Source organism: Stenotrophomonas maltophilia group sp. Smal12 (assembly GCF_037079935.1).
GTDB classification, from domain to species: domain Bacteria; phylum Pseudomonadota; class Gammaproteobacteria; order Xanthomonadales; family Xanthomonadaceae; genus Stenotrophomonas; species Stenotrophomonas sepilia.
Window position 1 is genome coordinate 181,045 of sequence record NZ_JBAWUK010000001.1, and the last position, 18,676, is coordinate 199,720.

The 18,676-nt window shown below is 65.7% G+C and carries 15 protein-coding genes, 2 tRNA genes and 1 pseudogene; 15 read left to right on the plus strand and 3 right to left on the minus strand.

Going from position 1 to position 18,676, the window contains the following annotated elements; all coding sequences use genetic code 11:
- Nucleotides 1–3 precede the first annotated feature (3 nt).
- The 11 genes and pseudogenes from nuoN (at nt 4) to WDC87_RS00865 (ending at nt 12,736) form a co-directional block, all read left to right on the plus strand.
- Complete coding sequence (nuoN, locus tag WDC87_RS00815) at nt 4–1,464, plus strand: NADH-quinone oxidoreductase subunit NuoN (RefSeq protein WP_049415243.1); 1,461 nt, start codon at nt 4–6, stop codon at nt 1,462–1,464.
- A 127-nt stretch (nt 1,465–1,591) separates the two neighbouring features.
- A tRNA-Met gene (locus tag WDC87_RS00820) sits at nt 1,592–1,668 on the plus strand.
- An 82-nt stretch (nt 1,669–1,750) separates the two neighbouring features.
- Nucleotides 1,751–1,827 (plus strand) — tRNA-Met (locus WDC87_RS00825).
- A 367-nt stretch (nt 1,828–2,194) separates the two neighbouring features.
- Nucleotides 2,195–2,785 (plus strand): ribosome maturation factor RimP, encoded by a 591-nt coding sequence (rimP, locus tag WDC87_RS00830; RefSeq protein ID WP_005417913.1) that lies wholly within the window; start codon nt 2,195–2,197, stop codon nt 2,783–2,785.
- Nucleotides 2,786–2,789: 4 nt separating this feature from the next.
- Entirely contained in the window at nt 2,790–4,301 is a 1,512-nt protein-coding gene (gene nusA / locus WDC87_RS00835) for a transcription termination factor NusA (RefSeq protein ID WP_005417911.1), read from the plus strand.
- A gap of 92 nt (nt 4,302–4,393) precedes the next feature.
- Complete coding sequence (gene infB / locus WDC87_RS00840; protein ID WP_053499259.1) at nt 4,394–7,042, plus strand: translation initiation factor IF-2; 2,649 nt, start codon at nt 4,394–4,396, stop codon at nt 7,040–7,042.
- Nucleotides 7,043–7,174: 132 nt separating this feature from the next.
- Complete coding sequence (gene rbfA / locus WDC87_RS00845; RefSeq protein WP_005410447.1) at nt 7,175–7,558, plus strand: 30S ribosome-binding factor RbfA; 384 nt, start codon at nt 7,175–7,177, stop codon at nt 7,556–7,558.
- Nucleotides 7,559–7,663: 105 nt separating this feature from the next.
- Complete coding sequence (gene truB, locus WDC87_RS00850) at nt 7,664–8,572, plus strand: tRNA pseudouridine(55) synthase TruB (protein WP_072169119.1); 909 nt, start codon at nt 7,664–7,666, stop codon at nt 8,570–8,572.
- Between the two features lie 173 nt (nt 8,573–8,745).
- The gene (rpsO, locus tag WDC87_RS00855; protein WP_005417886.1) at nt 8,746–9,006 is read left to right on the plus strand and encodes a 30S ribosomal protein S15; all 261 of its coding nucleotides are present in this window, start codon (nt 8,746–8,748) and stop codon (nt 9,004–9,006) included.
- Between the two features lie 151 nt (nt 9,007–9,157).
- Nucleotides 9,158–11,266: a polyribonucleotide nucleotidyltransferase gene (gene pnp / locus WDC87_RS00860; RefSeq protein WP_005417884.1), complete on the plus strand. Its 2,109-nt coding sequence runs from the start codon at nt 9,158–9,160 to the stop codon at nt 11,264–11,266.
- Nucleotides 11,267–11,546: 280 nt separating this feature from the next.
- A pseudogene (locus WDC87_RS00865) lies at nt 11,547–12,736 on the plus strand (glycoside hydrolase family 18 protein).
- 37 nt (nt 12,737–12,773) lie between these two features.
- Here the strand turns inward: WDC87_RS00865 and WDC87_RS00870 are convergent.
- From WDC87_RS00870 to WDC87_RS00880, 3 genes are read right to left on the minus strand one after another with little or no spacing between them, the layout of a single operon-like run.
- Entirely contained in the window at nt 12,774–14,333 is a 1,560-nt protein-coding gene (locus tag WDC87_RS00870; RefSeq protein WP_252745043.1) for a PepSY-associated TM helix domain-containing protein, read from the minus strand.
- 10 nt (nt 14,334–14,343) lie between these two features.
- The gene (locus WDC87_RS00875) at nt 14,344–14,607 is read right to left on the minus strand and encodes a hypothetical protein (protein WP_061478092.1); all 264 of its coding nucleotides are present in this window, start codon (nt 14,605–14,607) and stop codon (nt 14,344–14,346) included.
- On the minus strand, nt 14,607–14,903 hold the full coding sequence (locus tag WDC87_RS00880) for a hypothetical protein (protein ID WP_005410439.1): 297 nt from the start codon (nt 14,901–14,903) through the stop codon (nt 14,607–14,609). Before WDC87_RS00880 ends, WDC87_RS00875 begins: the two co-directional genes overlap by 1 nt.
- 428 nt (nt 14,904–15,331) lie before the next feature.
- On the opposite strand from WDC87_RS00880, the gene thrS reads away from it, so the two are divergent.
- From thrS to rplT, 4 genes are all read left to right on the plus strand, one after another.
- A complete protein-coding gene (gene thrS, locus WDC87_RS00885) occupies nt 15,332–17,233 on the plus strand; it encodes a threonine--tRNA ligase (RefSeq protein ID WP_005417872.1) in 1,902 nt (633 codons plus the stop codon).
- 63 nt (nt 17,234–17,296) lie between these two features.
- Entirely contained in the window at nt 17,297–17,824 is a 528-nt protein-coding gene (infC, locus tag WDC87_RS00890; RefSeq protein WP_072169143.1) for a translation initiation factor IF-3, read from the plus strand.
- A 266-nt stretch (nt 17,825–18,090) separates the two neighbouring features.
- Nucleotides 18,091–18,288 carry a 50S ribosomal protein L35 gene (gene rpmI / locus WDC87_RS00895; RefSeq protein ID WP_005410436.1) on the plus strand — a complete coding sequence of 66 codons (198 nt, stop codon included), beginning with the start codon at nt 18,091–18,093 and terminating at the stop codon, nt 18,286–18,288.
- An 11-nt stretch (nt 18,289–18,299) separates the two neighbouring features.
- Nucleotides 18,300–18,659: a 50S ribosomal protein L20 gene (gene rplT / locus WDC87_RS00900; RefSeq protein WP_005410435.1), complete on the plus strand. Its 360-nt coding sequence runs from the start codon at nt 18,300–18,302 to the stop codon at nt 18,657–18,659.
- Nucleotides 18,660–18,676: the final 17 nt, after the last annotated feature.

The window sequence follows — 18,676 nt, forward strand, 5'->3', positions numbered from 1 at the left end:
ATGATGACCACCTCGCCGCTGCTGCCATTGACCGCCGCTGACCTGCCACCGCTCGCTCCCGAGCTGGTGCTGATCGGCAGCGCCTTCGCCCTGATGATCCTCGACCTGTTCGTCAGCAACCGGAACAAGATCGTCACCCACCTGTTCTCGCTCGCTGCGCTGGCCGTGGTGCTGTTCATGCTGGCCACCGGCGTGGGCGGGCAGGGCGAGGTCTTCCATGGCATGTTCGTGCGCGATACCGCCGCGGACGTGATGAAGACCGGGATCGTGCTGCTCAGCGGCCTGACCCTGGTCTATGGCTGGCGTTATCTGCGTGACCGCAACCTGTTCCAGGGCGAGATCCCGGTGCTGATCCTGTTCGGCACCGCCGGCATGATGATCCTGGTGTCGGCCGGCAGCCTGCTGATGGTCTACCTGGGCCTGGAACTGCTGGCGCTGTGCTCCTACGCCCTGGTCGCCAGCAACCGCGAAAACGGCCTGGCCTCGGAAGCGGCGATGAAGTACATCGTGCTCGGCTCGCTGGCCTCTGGCCTGCTGCTGTACGGCATGTCGCTGATCTACGGTGCTACCGGCAGCCTGCACCTGGACGTCATCCGTGACGCCATCCCGCACTCGGAAGAGCGCGTGCTGCTGATCACCGGTGCGGTGTTCATGATCGCCGGCGTCGCCTTCAAGCTGGGTGCGGCACCGTTCCACATGTGGCTGCCGGACGTGTACCAGGGTGCCCCGGCACCGATCGCGCTGTTCATCAGCTCGGCGCCGAAGCTGGCCGCCTTCGGCATGGCCTACCGCCTGCTGGAAATGGGCGTGGGCCCGCTGTCGACGGAACTGCAGCTGCTGATCGCCGGCCTGGCCGCAGTCTCGTTGGTCATCGGCAACCTGATGGCCATCGCGCAGAGCAATCTCAAGCGCATGCTGGCGTTCTCCACCGTTTCGCACATCGGCTTCCTGCTGATGGGCATCGCCGGTGGTGGCGCACAGGGCTATGCCGCTGCGCTGTTCTACGCACTGGCCTACGCCATCATGTCGACCGCCGCCTTCGGCGCGATCATCGCGCTGTCGCGTGCCGGCTTTGAAGCCGAGAACATCGAGGACTTCAAGGGCCTCAATGCCCGCAACCCGTGGATGGCAGGCCTGGTGCTGTGCATCATGGCGTCGCTGGCCGGCATCCCGCCGTTCCTGGGCTTCTGGACCAAGCTGGCGGTGCTGGGCGCGGCCGTCAACGGCGGCCTGCTGTGGCTGGCCATCCTGGGCGTGCTGTGCGCCGTGGTCGGCTGCTTCTACTACCTGCGCGTCATCAAGGTCATGTACTTCGATGAGCCGGTGGGCGAGGCCATGCCGCGCAACAACGACCGCGTGCTGGGTGTGGTGCTGGGCGTCAATGCCCTGGCGCTGCTGGCCCTGGGCCTGGCCTGGAACCCGATCATGGTCTGGTGCCAGCAGGCATTTGCGCATCTTGCATAAAAGTTGACACAAAGCTGCGCGATTCGTGTAATATGCGCAGCCTGAGTTGTCACTGCAGCGGTTCAGCCAGAACATCGTTGCGGTAGCCCTCCTCGAAAGAGCAGGGCAGCAGTTCAAGCACTTCCGGTGCGGGGTGGAGCAGTCTGGCAGCTCGTCGGGCTCATAACCCGAAGGTCGCAGGTTCAAATCCTGCCCCCGCTACCAACTTCGGATCGGCGCGAACCGATTTGATGAATGAGGGAAAGCTTGCAGTTTTTGGAGCCATCGCTCATAATTCCGCTTCTGATGCGGGGTGGAGCAGTCTGGCAGCTCGTCGGGCTCATAACCCGAAGGTCGCAGGTTCAAATCCTGCCCCCGCTACCAAGTAAGGAGATCGCCTTCGAAGTCCCGCTTCGAGGGCGTTTTTCTTTGGGCGGGTTCCGTTCTTGCAGAGTCGAGCCATGCTCGACTTCCGGTATGGAAAAGGGATCTGACCCGGCCCCGCACCTTGCACCAGCGCGGTGCAGCCGCTATCATCAGCGGCCTAGCAGTACCCCTGAAGGCGGTACTCCCAGCGGGAGTCCGGACCCGGAAGGAGGGCCGCGACCGGCAGGCAATGCAGGTTGCAACCGGAATCCAGTCACCGGAGTCTTTCCGGAAAAGGGGCCCAACGGGCCCTTTGTCGTTTCCGGGGCGTCATGTTTCCACGCCGGCCAAGGCCGGCACCCAACCATAGAGATCAAGGCAGGCTGTGAGCGACAAGGCAACCGACATCGCGAATCTGCTCGCCCCGACCGTTGTGTCGCTGGGCCTGGAGCTGCTGGGCGTTGAGTATCTGCCGGCCCCCGGCGGTGCGACCCTGCGCCTTTACATCGACGTGCCGCTGGCTGAACAGCCCGAGCGCATCATCAATGTCGACGACTGCGAGCGGGTCAGCCGCGAAGTCTCGGCGCAGCTGGACGTCGAAGACCCGATCAGCGGCAATTACACGCTGGAAGTGTCCTCGCCGGGCGTGGACCGCCCGCTGTTCAACCTGGAGCAGTTCGGCCGCCACCAGGGTGAATCGGCCAAGGTGACGCTGAAGCTGCCGCAGGACAACCGCCGTCGCCTGCAGGGCCGCATCGAAGCGATCGACGAGGCCGCGGGCACCATCACCTTCATCGTCGACAAGGCTGAAGTGGTCGTGTCGGCCGACAACATCGACAAGGCACGGATCATGCCCGACTGGGTGGCGCTGGGGCTGGCCCCGAGCAAGCCGACCGGTCCGGCACCGAAGCGTCCGAAGCCGAACACGAATTCTTCTTCCAACGAGCCGGCGGCAAAGAAGCCGCGCGCGGAGTGAGCCAATGAGCAAGGAACTGTTGCTGGTAGTCGACGCAGTCGCCAACGAGAAGGGCGTGCCGCGTGAAGTGATCTTCGATGCCATCGAGGCCGCCCTGGCCTCGGCAGCGAAGAAGCGCTATCCCGAGGAGGAAGTGCTGACCCGCGTGGTCATCGACCACAAGGATGGCAGCTACGAAACCTTCCGCCGCTGGGAAGTGGTGGCTGATGACGTGGTCATGGAATCCCCGGATCGCCAGATCCGCCTGATGGACGCCGTCGACGAGGCCGAAGGCGTCGAGGTCGGCGACTACATCGAAGAGCAGATCGAGAACCCGGACTTCGGCCGCATCGCTGCCCAGGCCGCCAAGCAGGTCATCGTCCAGCGCGTGCGCGAAGCCGAGCGCCAGCAGGTCGTGGATGCATGGAAGGATCGCGTGGGTGAGCTGATCACCGGTGTGGTCAAGCGCGCCGAGCGCGGCAACATCTACGTCGACCTCGGTGGCAATGCCGAAGGCTTCATTCCGAAGGACAAGGGCATTCCGCGCGACGTGCTGCGTGCCGGGGACCGCGTGCGCGGCTACCTGGCCGAAGTGCGCTCGGAGCCGCGTGGCCCGCAGCTGTTCATCAGCCGCGCCGCGCCGGAGTTCATGATCGAGCTGTTCAAGCTGGAAGTGCCGGAAGTCGGCCAGGGCCTGGTCGAAATCAAGGCCTGCGCCCGCGATCCGGGCGACCGCGCCAAGATCGCCGTGCTGGCCCACGACCAGCGCACCGATCCGATCGGTGCCTGCATCGGCATGCGCGGTTCGCGCGTGCAGGCCGTGTCCAACGAGCTCAATGGCGAGCGCGTGGACATCGTGCTGTGGAACGACAACCCGGCCAACTTCGTCATCAACGCGATGGCGCCGGCCGAAGTGCAGTCGATCATCGTCGATGAGGACAAGCACTCGATGGACCTGGCCGTTGCCGAAGACCGCCTGGCCCAGGCGATCGGCAAGGGCGGCCAGAACGTGCGCCTGGCCAGCCGCCTGACCGGCTGGCAGCTCAACGTGATGACCCAGGACCAGGTCACTGCCAAGTCGGAGGCCGAGCAGGCTGCCGCCCGCCAGCTGTTCATGGACAAGCTGGAAGTGGACGAGGAAATCGCCGGCATCCTGGTCAGCGAAGGCTTCGGCACCGTCGAGGAAATCGCATATGTCCCGGTCGGCGAACTGCTGGCCGTGGAAGGTTTCGACGAGGACATCGTCGAAGAGCTGCGCGCTCGTGCCCGCGATGCGCTGCTCAATGAGGCCCTGGCAGTCGAGGAAGGCCTTGAAGACGGCCAGCCGGCGCAGGACCTGCTGTCCCTGAAGGGCATGGACGAAGCCACCGCATATGCGCTGGCCGGCCACGGCGTGCGTACCAGCGAGGACCTGTCCGACCTGGCCGCCGACGAGGTCATGGACTTCGGCATCGAAGGACTGGATCAGGCGCGCGCCGCTGCGCTGATCCTGGCCGCCCGTGCCGAGGAGATCGCCCGACTGGAACGCGGCGAATGAGCCGGCAATGAACAGGGCCCTGAGCCGCTCAGGGCGTAGAATCCGCGCCACCTCCAGATGCGGGGGGGCGCCCACAAGATCATAGGATCCGAATGTCGCAGCAAACCACCATCCGCAAGCTTGCCGAACTGGTCAACACGCCGGTCGAAAAACTGCTGGAACAGCTGGCCGGTGCCGGCATGAAGTTCAGCGGTCCCGACCAGGTCGTGACCAGCTCCGAGAAGGTAAAGCTCCTGGGCTTCCTTCGTCGTTCGCACGGCAAGCCCGAGCAGGCCCCGGAAGAGACCGATCAGTCTGCGAAGAAGATCACGCTCAACCGCCGGAAGCAGCAGGAAGTGACGGTCAATTCCGGTCGCAGCAAGACGACCGTGAATGTCGAGGTGCGCCAGAAGCGTACCTACGTCAAGGATGGTGCTCGCGCCATGACGCCGGACGAAGAGCGCGCCGACATCCTGCGCAAGCTGGAAGAGTCGCGTGCGCGCAACCTCGCCGAACAGCAGGCCCTGGCCGAGAAGGATCGTCTGCGCGACGAGGCCATCGTCCGTGCCCGTGAGGAAGAGGCCGCCGCCAAGGAACGCGCCGAAGCCGAGAAGAAGGCTGCCGAGGAAGCTGCGGCTGCGGCCAAGGCGGCCGAGGCACTGGCCGCCAGCAAGCCCAAGCGTGCTCCGATCGACGAAACCGCGCCGCGCCCGCCGCGCGCCCCGGCCGCCGCCCCGGCTGCGCCGCGTGGTGCTCCGCCGCCGCCGCCGCGCAACGACGAGCGCAACAACCGCAGCGCGCCGCGCAACGAGCGTGGCCCGGGCGACCGCTTCGCCGGCCAGATGCACCTGTCGGCCGCCGATCGTGCGCGTCGCGGCAACAGCAACAACAGCAATTCGCGTGGACGTCCGGGTGGCCGCAACCAGTCCGGTGGCCGTCGCGACATGTCGCGTGGTGGCAACAATGCCGGCCCGCACGCGTTCGAACGCCCGACCGCCCCGGTCGTGCGTGAAGTCGCGATCGGCGAGACCATCACCGTGGCCGACCTGGCGCAGAAGCTCGCGCTGAAGGGCGGCGAGGTGGTGAAGGCGCTGTTCAAGATGGGCGTGATGGCGACCATCACCCAGTCCATCGACCACGACACCGCTGCGCTGGTGACCGAAGAACTCGGCCACAAGGCGATCCGTGCCAACGACAACGATGCCGAAGACGCGCTGCTTGCTTCGACCGGTGAAAACCAGGGCGAAGCCGTGCAGCGCCCGCCGGTGGTCACCATCATGGGTCACGTCGACCACGGCAAGACTTCGCTGCTGGACTACATCCGCCGCACCAAGGTTGCCCACGGCGAAGCCGGCGGCATCACCCAGCATATCGGTGCCTATCACGTCGAAACGCCCAAGGGCGTCATCAGCTTCCTGGATACCCCGGGCCACGCCGCGTTCACCTCGATGCGTGCCCGCGGCGCCAAGCTGACCGACATCGTGGTGCTGGTGGTTGCTGCCGACGACGGCGTCATGCCGCAGACCAAGGAAGCGATCCAGCACGCCCGTTCGGCGGGTGTGCCGCTGATCGTGGCGATCAACAAGATCGACAAGTCCGGTGCCGATCCGATGCGGGTCAAGAACGAGCTGCTCTCCGAGCAGGTCGTGGCCGAAGAGTTCGGTGGTGACATCCAGATGGTGGAGATCTCGGCCAAGACCGGCCTGGGCATCGACGACCTGCTGGACGCGGTGTCGGTGCAGGCCGAACTGCTGGAACTGAAGGCCGTCGACGAAGGCCGCGCCTCGGGCGTGGTGATCGAATCGTCGCTGGACAAGGGCCGCGGCCCGGTCGCTACGGTGCTGGTGCAGCAGGGCCGCCTGAAGAAGGGCGACTACCTGGTGTGCGGTATCCAGTACGGCCGCGTGCGTGCGCTGTTCGACGAAACCGGCAAGCAGCCGGAGTTCGCCGGCCCGTCGATCCCGGTGCAGGTCCTGGGCCTGTCCGGTGTGCCGGAAGCCGGAGACGACTTCGTGGTGGTCGAGGACGAGCGCCTGGCCAAGGATGTTGCGCAGCAGCGTGAGACCAAGCGTCGTGAGTCGCGCCTGGTCGCCACCGCTGGCAGCCGCATGGAAGACATCATGGCGACCCTGGGCAAGGGCGAGGGCCAGCAGGTCCTCAACCTGGTCATCAAGGCCGACGTGCAGGGTTCGGTGCAGGCCCTGAGCCAGGCACTGGTCGCGCTGTCCAACGAAGACATCCGCATCAACGTGATCCACTCCGGCGTCGGCGGCATCACCGAATCGGACGCCAACTCGGCGGCTGCTTCGAAGGCCACCGTCATCGGCTTCAACGTGCGTGCGGATGCTTCGGCCCGTCGCATCATCGAATCCAACGGCGTCGACCTGCGTTACTTCTCGATCATCTATGACGTGATCGATCAGGTGAAGCAGGTGGCATCCGGTCTGCTGGGCGTGGAGATCCGCGAAGAGATCATCGGTATCGCCGAGGTCCGCGACGTCTTCCGCAGCTCCAAGCTGGGCGCCGTTGCCGGCTCGATGGTCATCGAGGGCGTGGTCAAGCGCAACAAGCCGATCCGCGTGCTGCGCGACAGCGTGGTGATCTTCGAGGGCGAGCTGGAATCGCTGCGTCGCTTCAAGGAGAACGTCGAGGAAGTCCGCAACGGTACCGAATGCGGTATCGCGGTGAAGGCCTACAACGACGTCAAGCCAGGCGACCAGATCGAGTGCTTCGAGCGTATCGAAGTGCCGCGCACCCTGTAATGCTGCAAGGTGGCCCGACCAACGGTCGGGCCCTACCATGTACCTGTAGCGCCCGGCCGTTGGTCGGGCGACAATCGAATCAAAGGTAGTGCCCGACCGTTGGTCGGGCGACAACTGAACCAAGAGCTCCTCGTGCCCAAGACTTTCCATCGAACCGACCGTGTCTCCGCCCAGCTGCGCCGTGAGCTCGGCACCCTGGTGCACAACGCCGTGCGCGAGCACGGGTTGCCCTCGGTGAGCGTGTCCGACGTGGAAATCACCCGCGACATGGCCCATGCCAAGGTGTTCGTCACCGCGCTGATGCCGGAACGCTCGGCTGAAGCCGTGGCCGGCCTGAAGGAGCTGGGCTACCGCCTGCGCATGGACCTGGCCCGTGCGATGAAGCTGCGCCACGTGCCGGAGCTGCATTTCCACTACGACGATTCGGTCGACCGTGGTGAGCACATCGACAACATCCTGCGCGACCTGCCCGATACGCTGGCCGCGGAGAAGCGTCGCGAGAGCGACGAAGAATAAGCTAGCGCCGGGCCCATGCCCGGCGTCTTTCCATTCCGGCAACGCGATGCCTGTGCGGGCCGCGCCGCTGCAGCCGAGCATGGCTCGGCTCTACAACATCCTGTCATGACCCGAATTCAGTTCCGCCGCCTGGATGGCATCCTGCTGCTCGACAAGTCGACCGGCATGAGCTCCAACGCCGCCCTGCAGGTGGCGCGCCGCCTGTTCCGTGCCCAGAAGGGCGGCCACACCGGCAGCCTCGACCCGTTGGCCACCGGCCTGCTGCCGCTATGCTTCGGCGAGGCAACCAAGATCGCCGGCCTGCTGCTGGGTTCGGCCAAGGCGTACGATGCCGAGATCGTGCTCGGCCAGACCACGGACACCGATGATGCCGAGGGCCAGGTACTGCTGCAGCGCCCGGTGCCGGCGATCAGCGCCGAGGCCCTGCAGGCTGCGCTGGCGCCACTGACGGGGAACATCCGCCAGCGGGCTCCGATCTATTCGGCGCTGAAGCAGGGCGGTGAACCGTTGTATGTGAAGGCCCGCCGCGGCGAGGCCATCGAGGCCCCGGAGCGCGAGGTCCAGGTGCACGCCATCGAGGTACTCGAGCAGCAGCCGGAACGGCTGCGGCTGCGCGTGACCTGTGGCTCCGGCACCTACATCCGCAGCCTGGCACGCGACCTCGGCGAACGCCTGGGCTGCGGCGCCCATATCAGTGCGCTGCGCCGGCTGTGGGTCGAGCCGTTCCGTGAACCGGTGATGGTCACCCTGGACCAGCTGCGGGTGATGGCCGAGGCCGGCGACGAGGCGGGCATGGACGCGCTGCTGCTGCCGTTGGCGGCCGGCCTGGCCGAGTATCCGCGGGTCGACCTCGACGCCGCCCAGGCTCACCGTTTCTGCGTCGGCCAGCGCCAGCGTGACATGTCCTGGCCGCATGGCCTGGTGGCCGTGTTCGGTCCGGACGATGCTGTCCAAGGCCTGGGCCAGGTCGACGACAGTGGCCTGCTGGCCCCGCAGCGCCGTTTCAACCTCTGACCGGGGCAGGGTGGTTCAGCCCCGGTCCTTGTCCCGGAAGCCCCTGGCCGTTACAATTTCGCGGCCGTTTTCCGGCAACCTGCCTCGCGCAGGTTTCATCCTCGTAGTCCACGGCGAGCCTGGCGGTGCGCGAAGCGCGTTCCTGCCGGCCACGCATCACAGAGAAAAAAGAAATGTCGATCGACACCCAGAAGGTCATTGAAGACAACAAGCGCAGCGCCGCTGACACCGGCTCCCCGGAAGTCCAGGTTGCCCTGCTGACCGCCCGCATCGAACTGCTGACCGGCCACTTCAAGACCCACAAGAAGGATCACCACAGCCGCCGCGGCCTGCTGCAGATGGTCAACCGCCGTCGCAGCCTGCTCGACTACCTGAAGAAGAAGGACGTCGAGCGTTACAAGGCCCTGATCGAAAAGCTTGGCCTGCGTCGCTAAGCAACGAATCCCCCGCGGCGCAGCGATGCGCCGCGGTTTTGTTTTGTAGCACCGCAATCCCCGATTCAGGCCGGAACGATCCGGCCACCCGCTGGCGGCAAGGGTCGCCGACGGTCCAAATTCGCAGACAGCATCCCCAAGGACACCCTCCGTGGCAAAAATCACCAAAACCTTCCAGTACGGCAAGCACACCGTCACGCTTGAGACCGGCGAAGTCGCCCGCCAGGCCAGCGGCGCGGTCATCGTCAAGATGGACGACACCGTACTGCTGGTCACCGCCGTCGCCGCCAAGAGCGCGCGCGAAGGCCAGGACTTCTTCCCGCTGACCGTCGATTATCAGGAAAAGTTCTACGCCGGCGGCCGCATCCCGGGTGGTTTCTTCAAGCGTGAAGGCCGTGCAACCGAGAAGGAAACGCTGATCTCGCGTCTGATCGACCGTCCGATCCGTCCGCTGTTCCCGGAAGACTACAAGAACGAAGTGCAGATCATCGCCACGGTCATGTCGCTGAACCCGGACGTGGACGGCGACATCCCGGCCCTGATCGGCGCCTCGGCTGCGCTGGCCCTGGCCGGCACCCCGTTCATGGGCCCGATCGGCGCTGCCAAGGTCGGCTACAAGAACGGCGAGTACATCCTGAACCCGACCGTCAGCGAACTGGCTGACTCGCAGCTGGAACTGGTTGTCGCCGGTACCTCCAACGCCGTGCTGATGGTCGAATCCGAAGCCGCGCTGCTGTCCGAAGAAGTGATGCTGGGCGCCGTGACCTTCGGTCACCGCGAAATGCAGAAGGTCATCAACGCGATCAACGAGCTGACCGTCGAAGCTGGCACCAAGCCGTCGACCTGGGAAGCCCCGGCCAAGAACGACGCGCTGATCTCCGCGCTGAAGGAAGCCATCGGCCCGCGCCTGGGCGAAGCCTTCCAGGTGCGCGACAAGCTGCAGCGCCGTGACGCCATCTCGGCGATCAAGAAGGACGTGTTCGAAGCCCTGGCGGGCCGCGTGGCCGCCGAAGGCTGGAACCCGGCCGAGCTGTCGAAGGAATTCGGCGAACTGGAATACCGCACCATGCGTGACTCGGTGCTGGACACCAAGGTCCGCATCGACGGCCGTGCGCTGGACACCGTCCGCCCGATCACCGTGAAGACCGGCGTGCTGCCGCGTACCCACGGTTCCTCGCTGTTCACCCGTGGCGAAACCCAGGCCATCGTGACCATCACGCTGGGCACCGCCCGTGACGGCCAGGTCATCGACGCCGTTGCCGGTGAGTACAAGGAAAACTTCCTGTTCCACTACAACTTCCCTCCGTTCTCGGTGGGTGAGTGCGGCCGCATGATGGGCCCGAAGCGCCGCGAAATCGGCCACGGTCGTCTGGCCAAGCGCGGCGTGCTGGCTGTCATGCCGTCGCTGGAAGCCTTCCCGTACACCATCCGCGTCGTCTCGGAAATCACCGAGTCGAACGGTTCTTCGTCGATGGCGTCGGTCTGCGGCTCGTCGCTGGCCCTGATGGACGCCGGCGTGCCGGTGAAGGCACCGGTGGCCGGTATTGCCATGGGCCTGGTCAAGGAAGGCGACCGTTTCGTGGTCCTGTCCGACATCCTGGGTGACGAAGATCACCTGGGCGACATGGACTTCAAGGTGGCCGGTACCGCTGAGGGCATCTCCGCCCTGCAGATGGACATCAAGATCGAAGGCATCACCGAAGAGATCATGAAGCAGGCCCTGCAGCAGGCCAAGGCTGGCCGTCTGCACATCCTGGGTGAAATGGCCCACGGCCTGACCGCTCCGCGTGAGGAGCTGTCGGACTACGCGCCGCGCCTGCTGACCATCAAGATCCACCCGGACAAGATCCGCGAAGTGATCGGCAAGGGTGGCTCGACCATCCAGGCCATCACCAAGGAAACCGGCACCCAGATCGACATCCAGGACGACGGCACCATCGTCATCGCGTCGGTCAACGCCATCGCTGCCCAGGCTGCCAAGGCCCGCATCGAGCAGATCACCTCGGACGTCGAGCCGGGCCGCATCTACGAAGGCAAGGTCGCCAAGATCATGGACTTCGGTGCGTTCGTCACCATCCTGCCGGGCAAGGACGGCCTGGTCCACGTGTCGCAGATCTCCAGCGAGCGCGTCGAGAAGGTCGGCGACAAGCTGAAGGAAGGCGATGTGGTCAAGGTCAAGGTGCTGGAAGTCGACAAGCAGGGCCGTATCCGCCTGTCGATGAAGGCCGTCGAAGAAGGCGAAGGCGCCAGCGCCGAATAATCGGTACTGCTGCTCGTGCGGTGGGTGAGGACCGTTGGTCCTCACGCTTTCGCAAATGAGAAAGCGGGCTTCGGCCCGCTTTTTCTTTGCCTCGATGTTGTGAAGAGACGCTCATCCAGGTCGCTGCATGTCCTGCTGCAGTGCATGATCGCCGCCACGCAGCCATCGTTCTGTCACCGTTGCACGGATCGCGCCTGTCCATGGGACGACATGCCGCGACATCCGTACCGCAGCCCTATCGGTTTGCTAACGTGGCGGCGCCTTTGAACCGGGAGATCCCATGTTCCGCCAGACCGTGGCCGTCCTTGCCGTGCTGATTGCCGGTGCCTTGCCCATTGCCGCGCACGCAGCGCCCGCACAGCAGCCGATCTTCGGCGCCTATTACCCTGGTGGATCGGCCGAGCGCTATCCGGTGTCGAGCATTCCGGCCGAGCGCCTGACCCACCTGTTCTACGCGTTCTCCACCATCGAGGACGGCCGCTGCACGGTCGGTGCGAAGCGCCGAAGAATTTCGCCGCACTGGCCGAACTCAAGAAGGCGCACCCGCACCTGCGCACGCTGATTTCCATTGGCGGCTGGGGCGCAGGCGGCTTCTCCGATGCGGCACTGACCGAAACCAGCCGCAAGCGCCTGGTCGACTCATGCATGGCGCTGTTCTTCGAGCGCCATGCAGGCAGCTTCGATGGTGTGGACATCGACTGGGAATTCCCGGTCAGTGGTGGGCCGGAGGAGCTGGCACACCGCCCGCAGGATCGCGCCAACCTGACCCGGCTTGCGCAGGCCTTCCGCCAGGCACTCGATGCGCGCGGTCGCAAGGTTGGCCAGCCGATGCTGCTGACCGCCGCGTTGGCCGCCGGTCGCCTGCAGACCGATGGCCCCTATGATCCGGCGGCGAGCTACGACCTGCCGGCGCTGGCCAGGGTGTTCGATTTCATCAACCTGATGAGCTACGACATGGGCACCGGCTTCTCGTCGGTGTCGACCTTCAATGCGCCCTTGCATGAAGTGCCGGCCGATCCGCTGGCGCCGGAGCTGCGCCGCTGGAACAACGTGGCCGGCGCGGTGCAGTACTACCGCGAGCACGGTGTACCGGCCGACAAGCTGGTGCTGGGCGTGCCGTTCTACGGGCGCGGCTTCAAGGTCACCGGCGATGCACCGGATGGCCTGTATCAGCCTTACAGCACACCGGCCGACGCCGGCGACTGGCGGGTGATCAAGGCGCGCTATCTCGACCAGCCGGGCTGGACCAGGCACTGGCAGCCGCAGGCGCAGAGCCCGTGGCTGTACAACGCCGAACAGAAGGTCTTCATCAGCTATGAAGACCCGCGCTCGATCGGGCTGCGTGCGCAGTTCGCCCGCGAGCAGGGCCTGGCCGGGGTGTTCATGTGGGAGCTGACCGGCGACGACGAGCAGGCCAGCCTGCTCAACGCCATGCTCGGCCCGTGGCAGAAGGCGCGCATCGGCGATTGAGTCGCGTGCTGGCGCCGGGCTCATGCCCGGCGACGCTTCAGTTCGCCCAGACGCTGTTCGGATCGCCGTTGCGGGCGCGGCGCTGGCTGGCGACGGCCAGGCGGGCGAAGCCGAAGGCCATGGCCAGCGCGATGGCATCGATCCAGAACAGCGGCCACTGGCCACGCCCGGCGGCGCGCCACAGCCAGTCACCATCGAGTGCACCGTGCAGGACCGGCACCAGTGCAGTGCTGATCGCTGCGGCCCACAGCAGTTCGCGCGCGGCCTGCGCGGGACGGCGCAGTGCAGCCCACAGCGCACAGGCTGCCCAGCTGCCGAAGCAGGCCCAGCGGATGCCGTGGTCGACCGCCGACGGTGCCAGCCGCTCCAGCACCAGTGCGGTGACGAACGCGATCGAGATCGCCACGCACAGGCCGATGCACACGCCGACCGTGGCCCGCGCCATGTTCACACCGGCACGTGGCTGTTGCGGCTGGCGACGCTTGCGCCGCGACTCGATCCACAGCAGGTTGCCGGAGTAGAACAGGAACGCACCGCCGAGGCCGAGCAGGAAGTACAGCCAGATCACCACGCCGTTGCCGAACTCACCGAAGTGCAGCGCGTAGGCGGCGCTGAGCGTGGCGTGGTTGGCGTCGCGCTGGCCCGGCAGCTGCGACGCGAGCAGGTTGCCGGTGGCGACGTCCAATGCCACGGCACCAAGCGGGCCGAGGGTGCCACTGGCCTCGCCGGTGATCTCGATCGTGGCGTTGGCATCGCCGCCATTGGCCAGCTTCAGGTAGGCCGGTTCAAAGTTGGCCACGCCCTGCGCGCGGGCCACTTCAAGTGCGCGCGCATGCAGCACGCGCAGGCTGCCCGGTGGCGCCGGAATCCCGCTGGCATCGCGCACCGGCGCAGTGTCCATCGCGGTCGGTACCGCTTGCAGCGCCTTGCCGTCGTAGATCAGCGGATTGAGCAGGGCCATCTGCACGAACACCAGGCACAGCAGGGCGCCCGTGACTGCGAACATCAGGTGGAAAGGCAGGCTGAGCACGCCGATCACGTTGTGCGCGTCCTGCCACAGCTGCTTCAGGTTGCGGCCCGGGCGCAGCGCGAACAGGTCGCCGAACAGCCTCGGCAGGTGGATCACCAGGCCGCTCAGCAGCGCCATGCCATACAGCAGGCTGACGATGCCCATCACATAGATGCCGGCCACCGGCAGGCCGAGGCTGTAGTGCAGTTCGTTGACCAGTTCTGCCAGTCCGGTCTGCGGCGGCGAGGGGCTGCCGGCGATCTGGCCCGGCCAGGCGTAGCGCCAGCTGCCGTCATCGGCCTGCCAGTACGCCAGGGGCTGCGGGTGTTCGGTGCCGGGGAAGGTCATGCCAACGTGGCGGCGGGCCTCCGGGTGTGTCGCCAGTACGTCTTCCAGCAGGTACTGCGCATCGTCCAGGCCCGCCGGCAAGGCGGTGGCTGCGCCCGGGGTCTGCCACAGCGGCAAGTCGTGATGGAACAGGGTCAGCGCACCCGCATAGAAGGCCACGAAAAGGCCGAAGCCGGCGACCAGGCCGACCCAGGTGTGCAGGGTGGTGAATGTGCGCAGCGTCTGCGAACTGAACTTCATGGGGGAGCTCTCATTGCACCGCGCCGGCCAGGCGCAGCAGCCCGAGCACGGCGAAGCCGGCCGCGGCGCTGCCACCCAGAACCAGCCAGGCGCGCAGTGCGCTGCGGAAGCTGAACGCCCACAGGGCGGCCAGCATCCATAACGGGATGAAGGCGATCAGGGTCGGCACCAGTGCGCGCTGCCAAGGGCCGGGCGGCAGCCAGGCCAGCAGGCCGGTCGCGGCGGCCGCAAGCAGGAAGCCAGCGATGATGCCGGCGATGGCGCGCGACCACATCACGGCGACTCCGTGCCCGGGCGATGCCAGGCGGCCAGCGCCGGCAGCAGCATCGCGGCGAGCATCCAGGTGCACAGCATCGCCACCAGACCGGCAGCGAAACCGAGTTCGGCCATCCACAGCCACAATGCGGCAGCCGCGGCGACCAGGCCGATCTGGCGGCCGAGGCGACCGGCGCGGCGCAGGCGCGGCCAACGGCAGTGCGGCGAGGCGGCATAGAAGGCCAGTGCCGAAAACATCGCTGCCAGCATGCCCAGGCTGCAGAAGCCCAGGGTGGAAAGGCCGACGGTGATCATTGCAGGCGGGCGCCGCGGCAGTGGGCCGGCGAACGCGGGGCACGGGCGGGGCCGGCGGGAGCCGGTCGGAGCGGGTGGCGCATCACGAGGTCCTGGGGGAAGCGGGCAGGCTGGCACGGGGCGGGCTGCGCGGACATGGTAATCATTGCGTTTTCACGCCGCCAGCGCTGGCCATTCAGCGGACCGTACGGCAGCCCTTGGGCTTTCCGGTGCGCTGGTTTAAGATCGTCGCAGACTCCTGACTGGAACAAGGTGGCCCGCGCCCAGCGCCGGCCGAGCGTGCGACATGAGCACTACCACCGCCCACTGTTGACCTGCCCCCGAAGGCCCTGTGTTCCAGGCGCCCTCGCGGCGCTTTTTTGTTGCCCGGGCCGCGGCCCGGGAACGCTTTCCAGCCCGCCCCGCGGGCCCCGCACGAAGCCAATGCGATGATCAACATTACCCTTCCCGACGGCAGCCGCCGCGAGTTCGAAAATCCCGTCAGCGTCATGGACGTCGCCCAGTCGATCGGTGCCGGCCTGGCCAAGGCCACCATCGCCGGTTCCGTCGATGGCGTGCTGGTCGATGCCAGCGACGTCATCGACCACGATGCCAGCCTGCGCATCATCACCGCCAAGGACGAGGAGGGCGTGGAGATCATCCGCCACTCCTGCGCCCACCTGGTCGGCCACGCCGTCAAGCAGCTGTACCCGGACGTGAAGATGGTGATCGGCCCGGTGATCGCCGAGGGCTTCTACTACGACATCTATTCCGAGCGCCCGTTCACGCCGGACGACATGGCCGCGATCGAGAAGCGCATGGGTGAACTGATCGCCCAGGACTACGACGTCATCAAGAAGATGACGCCACGCGCCGAGGTGATCGAGATCTTCAAGGCCCGTGGCGAGGACTACAAGCTGCGTCTGATCGAAGACATGTCCGACGACATCCAGGCGATGGGCATGTACTACCATCAGGAGTACGTGGACATGTGCCGCGGCCCGCACGTGCCGAACACGCGCTTCCTGAAGGCCTTCAAGCTGACCCGCATCTCCGGCGCCTACTGGCGCGGCGACGCGCAGAACGAGCAGCTGCAGCGCATCTACGGCACCGCCTGGGCCGACAAGAAGCAGCTGGAGGCGTACATCAAGCGCATCGAAGAAGCCGAGATGCGCGACCACCGCCGCATCGGCAAGCAGCAGGACCTGTTCCACCTGCAGGAAGAAGCCCCGGGCCTGGTGTTCTGGCACCCGAAGGGCTGGGCACTGTGGCAGGTGGTCGAGCAGTACATGCGCAAGGTCTACCGCAGCAGCGGCTACGGCGAAGTGCGCTGCCCGCAGATCCTGGACGTGAGCCTGTGGAAGAAGTCCGGCCACTGGGACAACTACCAGGACAACATGTTCTTCACCGAATCGGAGAAGCGCACGTACGCGGTCAAGCCGATGAACTGCCCGGGCCACATCCAGGTGTTCAACCAGGGCCTGCACAGCTACCGCGACCTGCCGATCCGCTACGGTGAGTTCGGTTCCTGCCACCGCAACGAGCCGTCCGGCGCGCTGCACGGCATCCTGCGCGTGCGTGGCTTCACCCAGGACGACGGCCACGTGTTCTGCACGGAAAACCAGATCGAGTCGGAAGTGACGGCCTTCCACCAGCAGGCGCTGGCGGTTTACCGGCACTTCGGCTTCGACGAGATCCAGATCAAGATCGCGCTGCGTCCGGAATCGCGCCTGGGTGACGACGCCACCTGGGACAAGGCCGAAGGCGCGCTGCGCTCGGCACTGACCGCCTGTGGTGTGGAATGGCAGGAGCTGCCGGGCGAGGGTGCCTTCTACGGCCCGAAGATCGAGTACCACCTGAAGGACGCGATCGGCCGTACCTGGCAGCTGGGCACCATGCAGGTCGACTTCATGATGCCGGGTCGCCTCGGCGCCGAGTACGTGGACGAGAACAGCCAGAAGAAGCACCCGGTCATGCTGCATCGCGCCATCGTCGGCTCGATGGAGCGCTTCCTGGGCATCCTGATCGAGCACCATGCTGGCCAGTTCCCGGCCTGGCTGGCGCCGACCCAGGTGGTGGTGGCCAACATCACCGACGCCCAGGCCGACTACGTCTCGGGCGTGACCAAAACCCTTGCGGAGCAAGGCTTCCGCGTCAGCTCGGATTTGCGTAACGAGAAGATCGGCTATAAAATCCGCGAGCATACGTTGCAGCGCGTGCCCTACCTGCTGGTCATCGGTGACCGCGAGAAGGAGAATGGGGCTGTGGCGGTGCGTACGCGTTCTGGCGAAGACCTGGGCAGCATGAGCCTGCAGGCCTTCATCGAGCGGCTCCAGGCCGAGGGCGCGTAAGCAAAGGTCCGGTCCGGGCGCACAGGCACCCGGACCGGTTCGATACCCTTGGGAGAACGTAATATCAGCACCCCTGACAACAAACAGAACCGCAAGAATCAGGAAATCCGTGTGCCGCGCGTCCGCGTGATCGGCAGTGACGGAGAAATGATCGGCGTGTTGTCGCGCGACGAAGCGCTGTCCATGGCCGAAGATGAAGGCCTGGACCTGGTCGAGATCCAGCCGCAGGCCGATCCGCCGGTCTGCAAGATCATGGACTTCGGCAAGTTCAAGTTCGAAGCGCAGAAGAAGGCCAGCGAGGCCAAGAAGAAGACCAAGCAGGTCGAGATCAAGGAAGTGAAGTTCCGTCCGGTCACGGACGAGGGCGACTACCAGATCAAGCTGCGCAAGATGCGCGGGTTCCTTGAAGAAGGCGACAAGATCAAGGTCAACATCCGCTTCCGTGGCCGTGAAATGAGCCACCAGGAACTGGGACGTGAAATGGCCAACCGGATCGAGGCCGATCTGGGCGAGGACATCGTCATTGAATCCCGTCCGCGCCTGGAAGGGCGTCAGATGGTCATGATGATCGCGCCGAAGAAGAAGACCTGAGGCCTGACGGGCCGCCTTGCGGGGCGCTTGGCTGAATGGTTCAGGGTAAGGGGGCGCCGCTGGCGTCCCTTTGCTTTTGCAGGATGCCGGTGAAGTGCCGGTGAAAGGGTTGCAGGGGCTGGTGGCAGGGCGGTTTTGCCTGTATCATGCCCGGCTCGACCCACCCAGGACGGGTCGTACGCCGATCATGGCAGGACGGAAAGAGCGGCCCAGGCCGCCGCCAGATCAGTCAGAAACCAGGGTCATATCCCATCAAGGACATTGCAATGCCCAAGATCAAGACCAACCGGGCAGCGGCCAAGCGTTTCCGCAAGACCGCCTCGGGCAAGTACAAGTGCGGCCACGCCAACCGTAGCCACATCCTCACGAAGAAAGCGACCAAGCGTAAGCGTAATCTGCGTCAGACGGGCCATGTCCGTGCAGAAGACGCAGGCCGTCTGGACCGCATGCTCCCTTACCTCTGAGGAACTGAAAAATGGCACGAGTTAAGCGTGGCGTACAGGCGCGTCGCCGCCACAAGAAGATTCTGGATCTCGCCAAGGGCTATTACAACGCCCGTCGCAAGGTCTTCCGCGTCGCCAAGCAGGCGGTCATCAAGGCACAGCAGTACGCCTACATCGGCCGTAAGCAGAAGAAGCGCAACTTCCGTTCGCTGTGGATCACCCGCATCAACGCGGCTGCCCGCATCAACGGCCTGAGCTACAGCCGCTTCATGAACGGCCTGCTGAAGGCCGGCATCACCCTGGATCGCAAGGTCCTGGCTGACATCGCCGTGCACGACGCAGCCGGTTTTGCTGCGCTGGCCGAAAAGGCCAAGGGCGCGCTGGCGGCATAAGTCCTTCCCGATGCCGT

Coding starts and splice junctions, on each gene's coding strand:
- nuoN (WP_049415243.1), top strand. CDS start 4: ATGACCACCTCGCCGCTGCTGCCATTGACCGCCGCTGACCTGCCACCG.
- nusA (WP_005417911.1), top strand. CDS start 2,790: ATGAGCAAGGAACTGTTGCTGGTAGTCGACGCAGTCGCCAACGAGAAG.
- infB (WP_053499259.1), top strand. CDS start 4,394: ATGTCGCAGCAAACCACCATCCGCAAGCTTGCCGAACTGGTCAACACG.
- truB (WP_072169119.1), top strand. CDS start 7,664: ATGACCCGAATTCAGTTCCGCCGCCTGGATGGCATCCTGCTGCTCGAC.
- rpsO (WP_005417886.1), top strand. CDS start 8,746: ATGTCGATCGACACCCAGAAGGTCATTGAAGACAACAAGCGCAGCGCC.
- WDC87_RS00870 (WP_252745043.1), bottom strand. CDS start 14,333: ATGAAGTTCAGTTCGCAGACGCTGCGCACATTCACCACCCTGCACACC.
- WDC87_RS00875 (WP_061478092.1), bottom strand. CDS start 14,607: ATGTGGTCGCGCGCCATCGCCGGCATCATCGCTGGCTTCCTGCTTGCG.
- WDC87_RS00880 (WP_005410439.1), bottom strand. CDS start 14,903: ATGATCACCGTCGGCCTTTCCACCCTGGGCTTCTGCAGCCTGGGCATG.
- thrS (WP_005417872.1), top strand. CDS start 15,332: ATGATCAACATTACCCTTCCCGACGGCAGCCGCCGCGAGTTCGAAAAT.
- rpmI (WP_005410436.1), top strand. CDS start 18,091: ATGCCCAAGATCAAGACCAACCGGGCAGCGGCCAAGCGTTTCCGCAAG.
- rplT (WP_005410435.1), top strand. CDS start 18,300: ATGGCACGAGTTAAGCGTGGCGTACAGGCGCGTCGCCGCCACAAGAAG.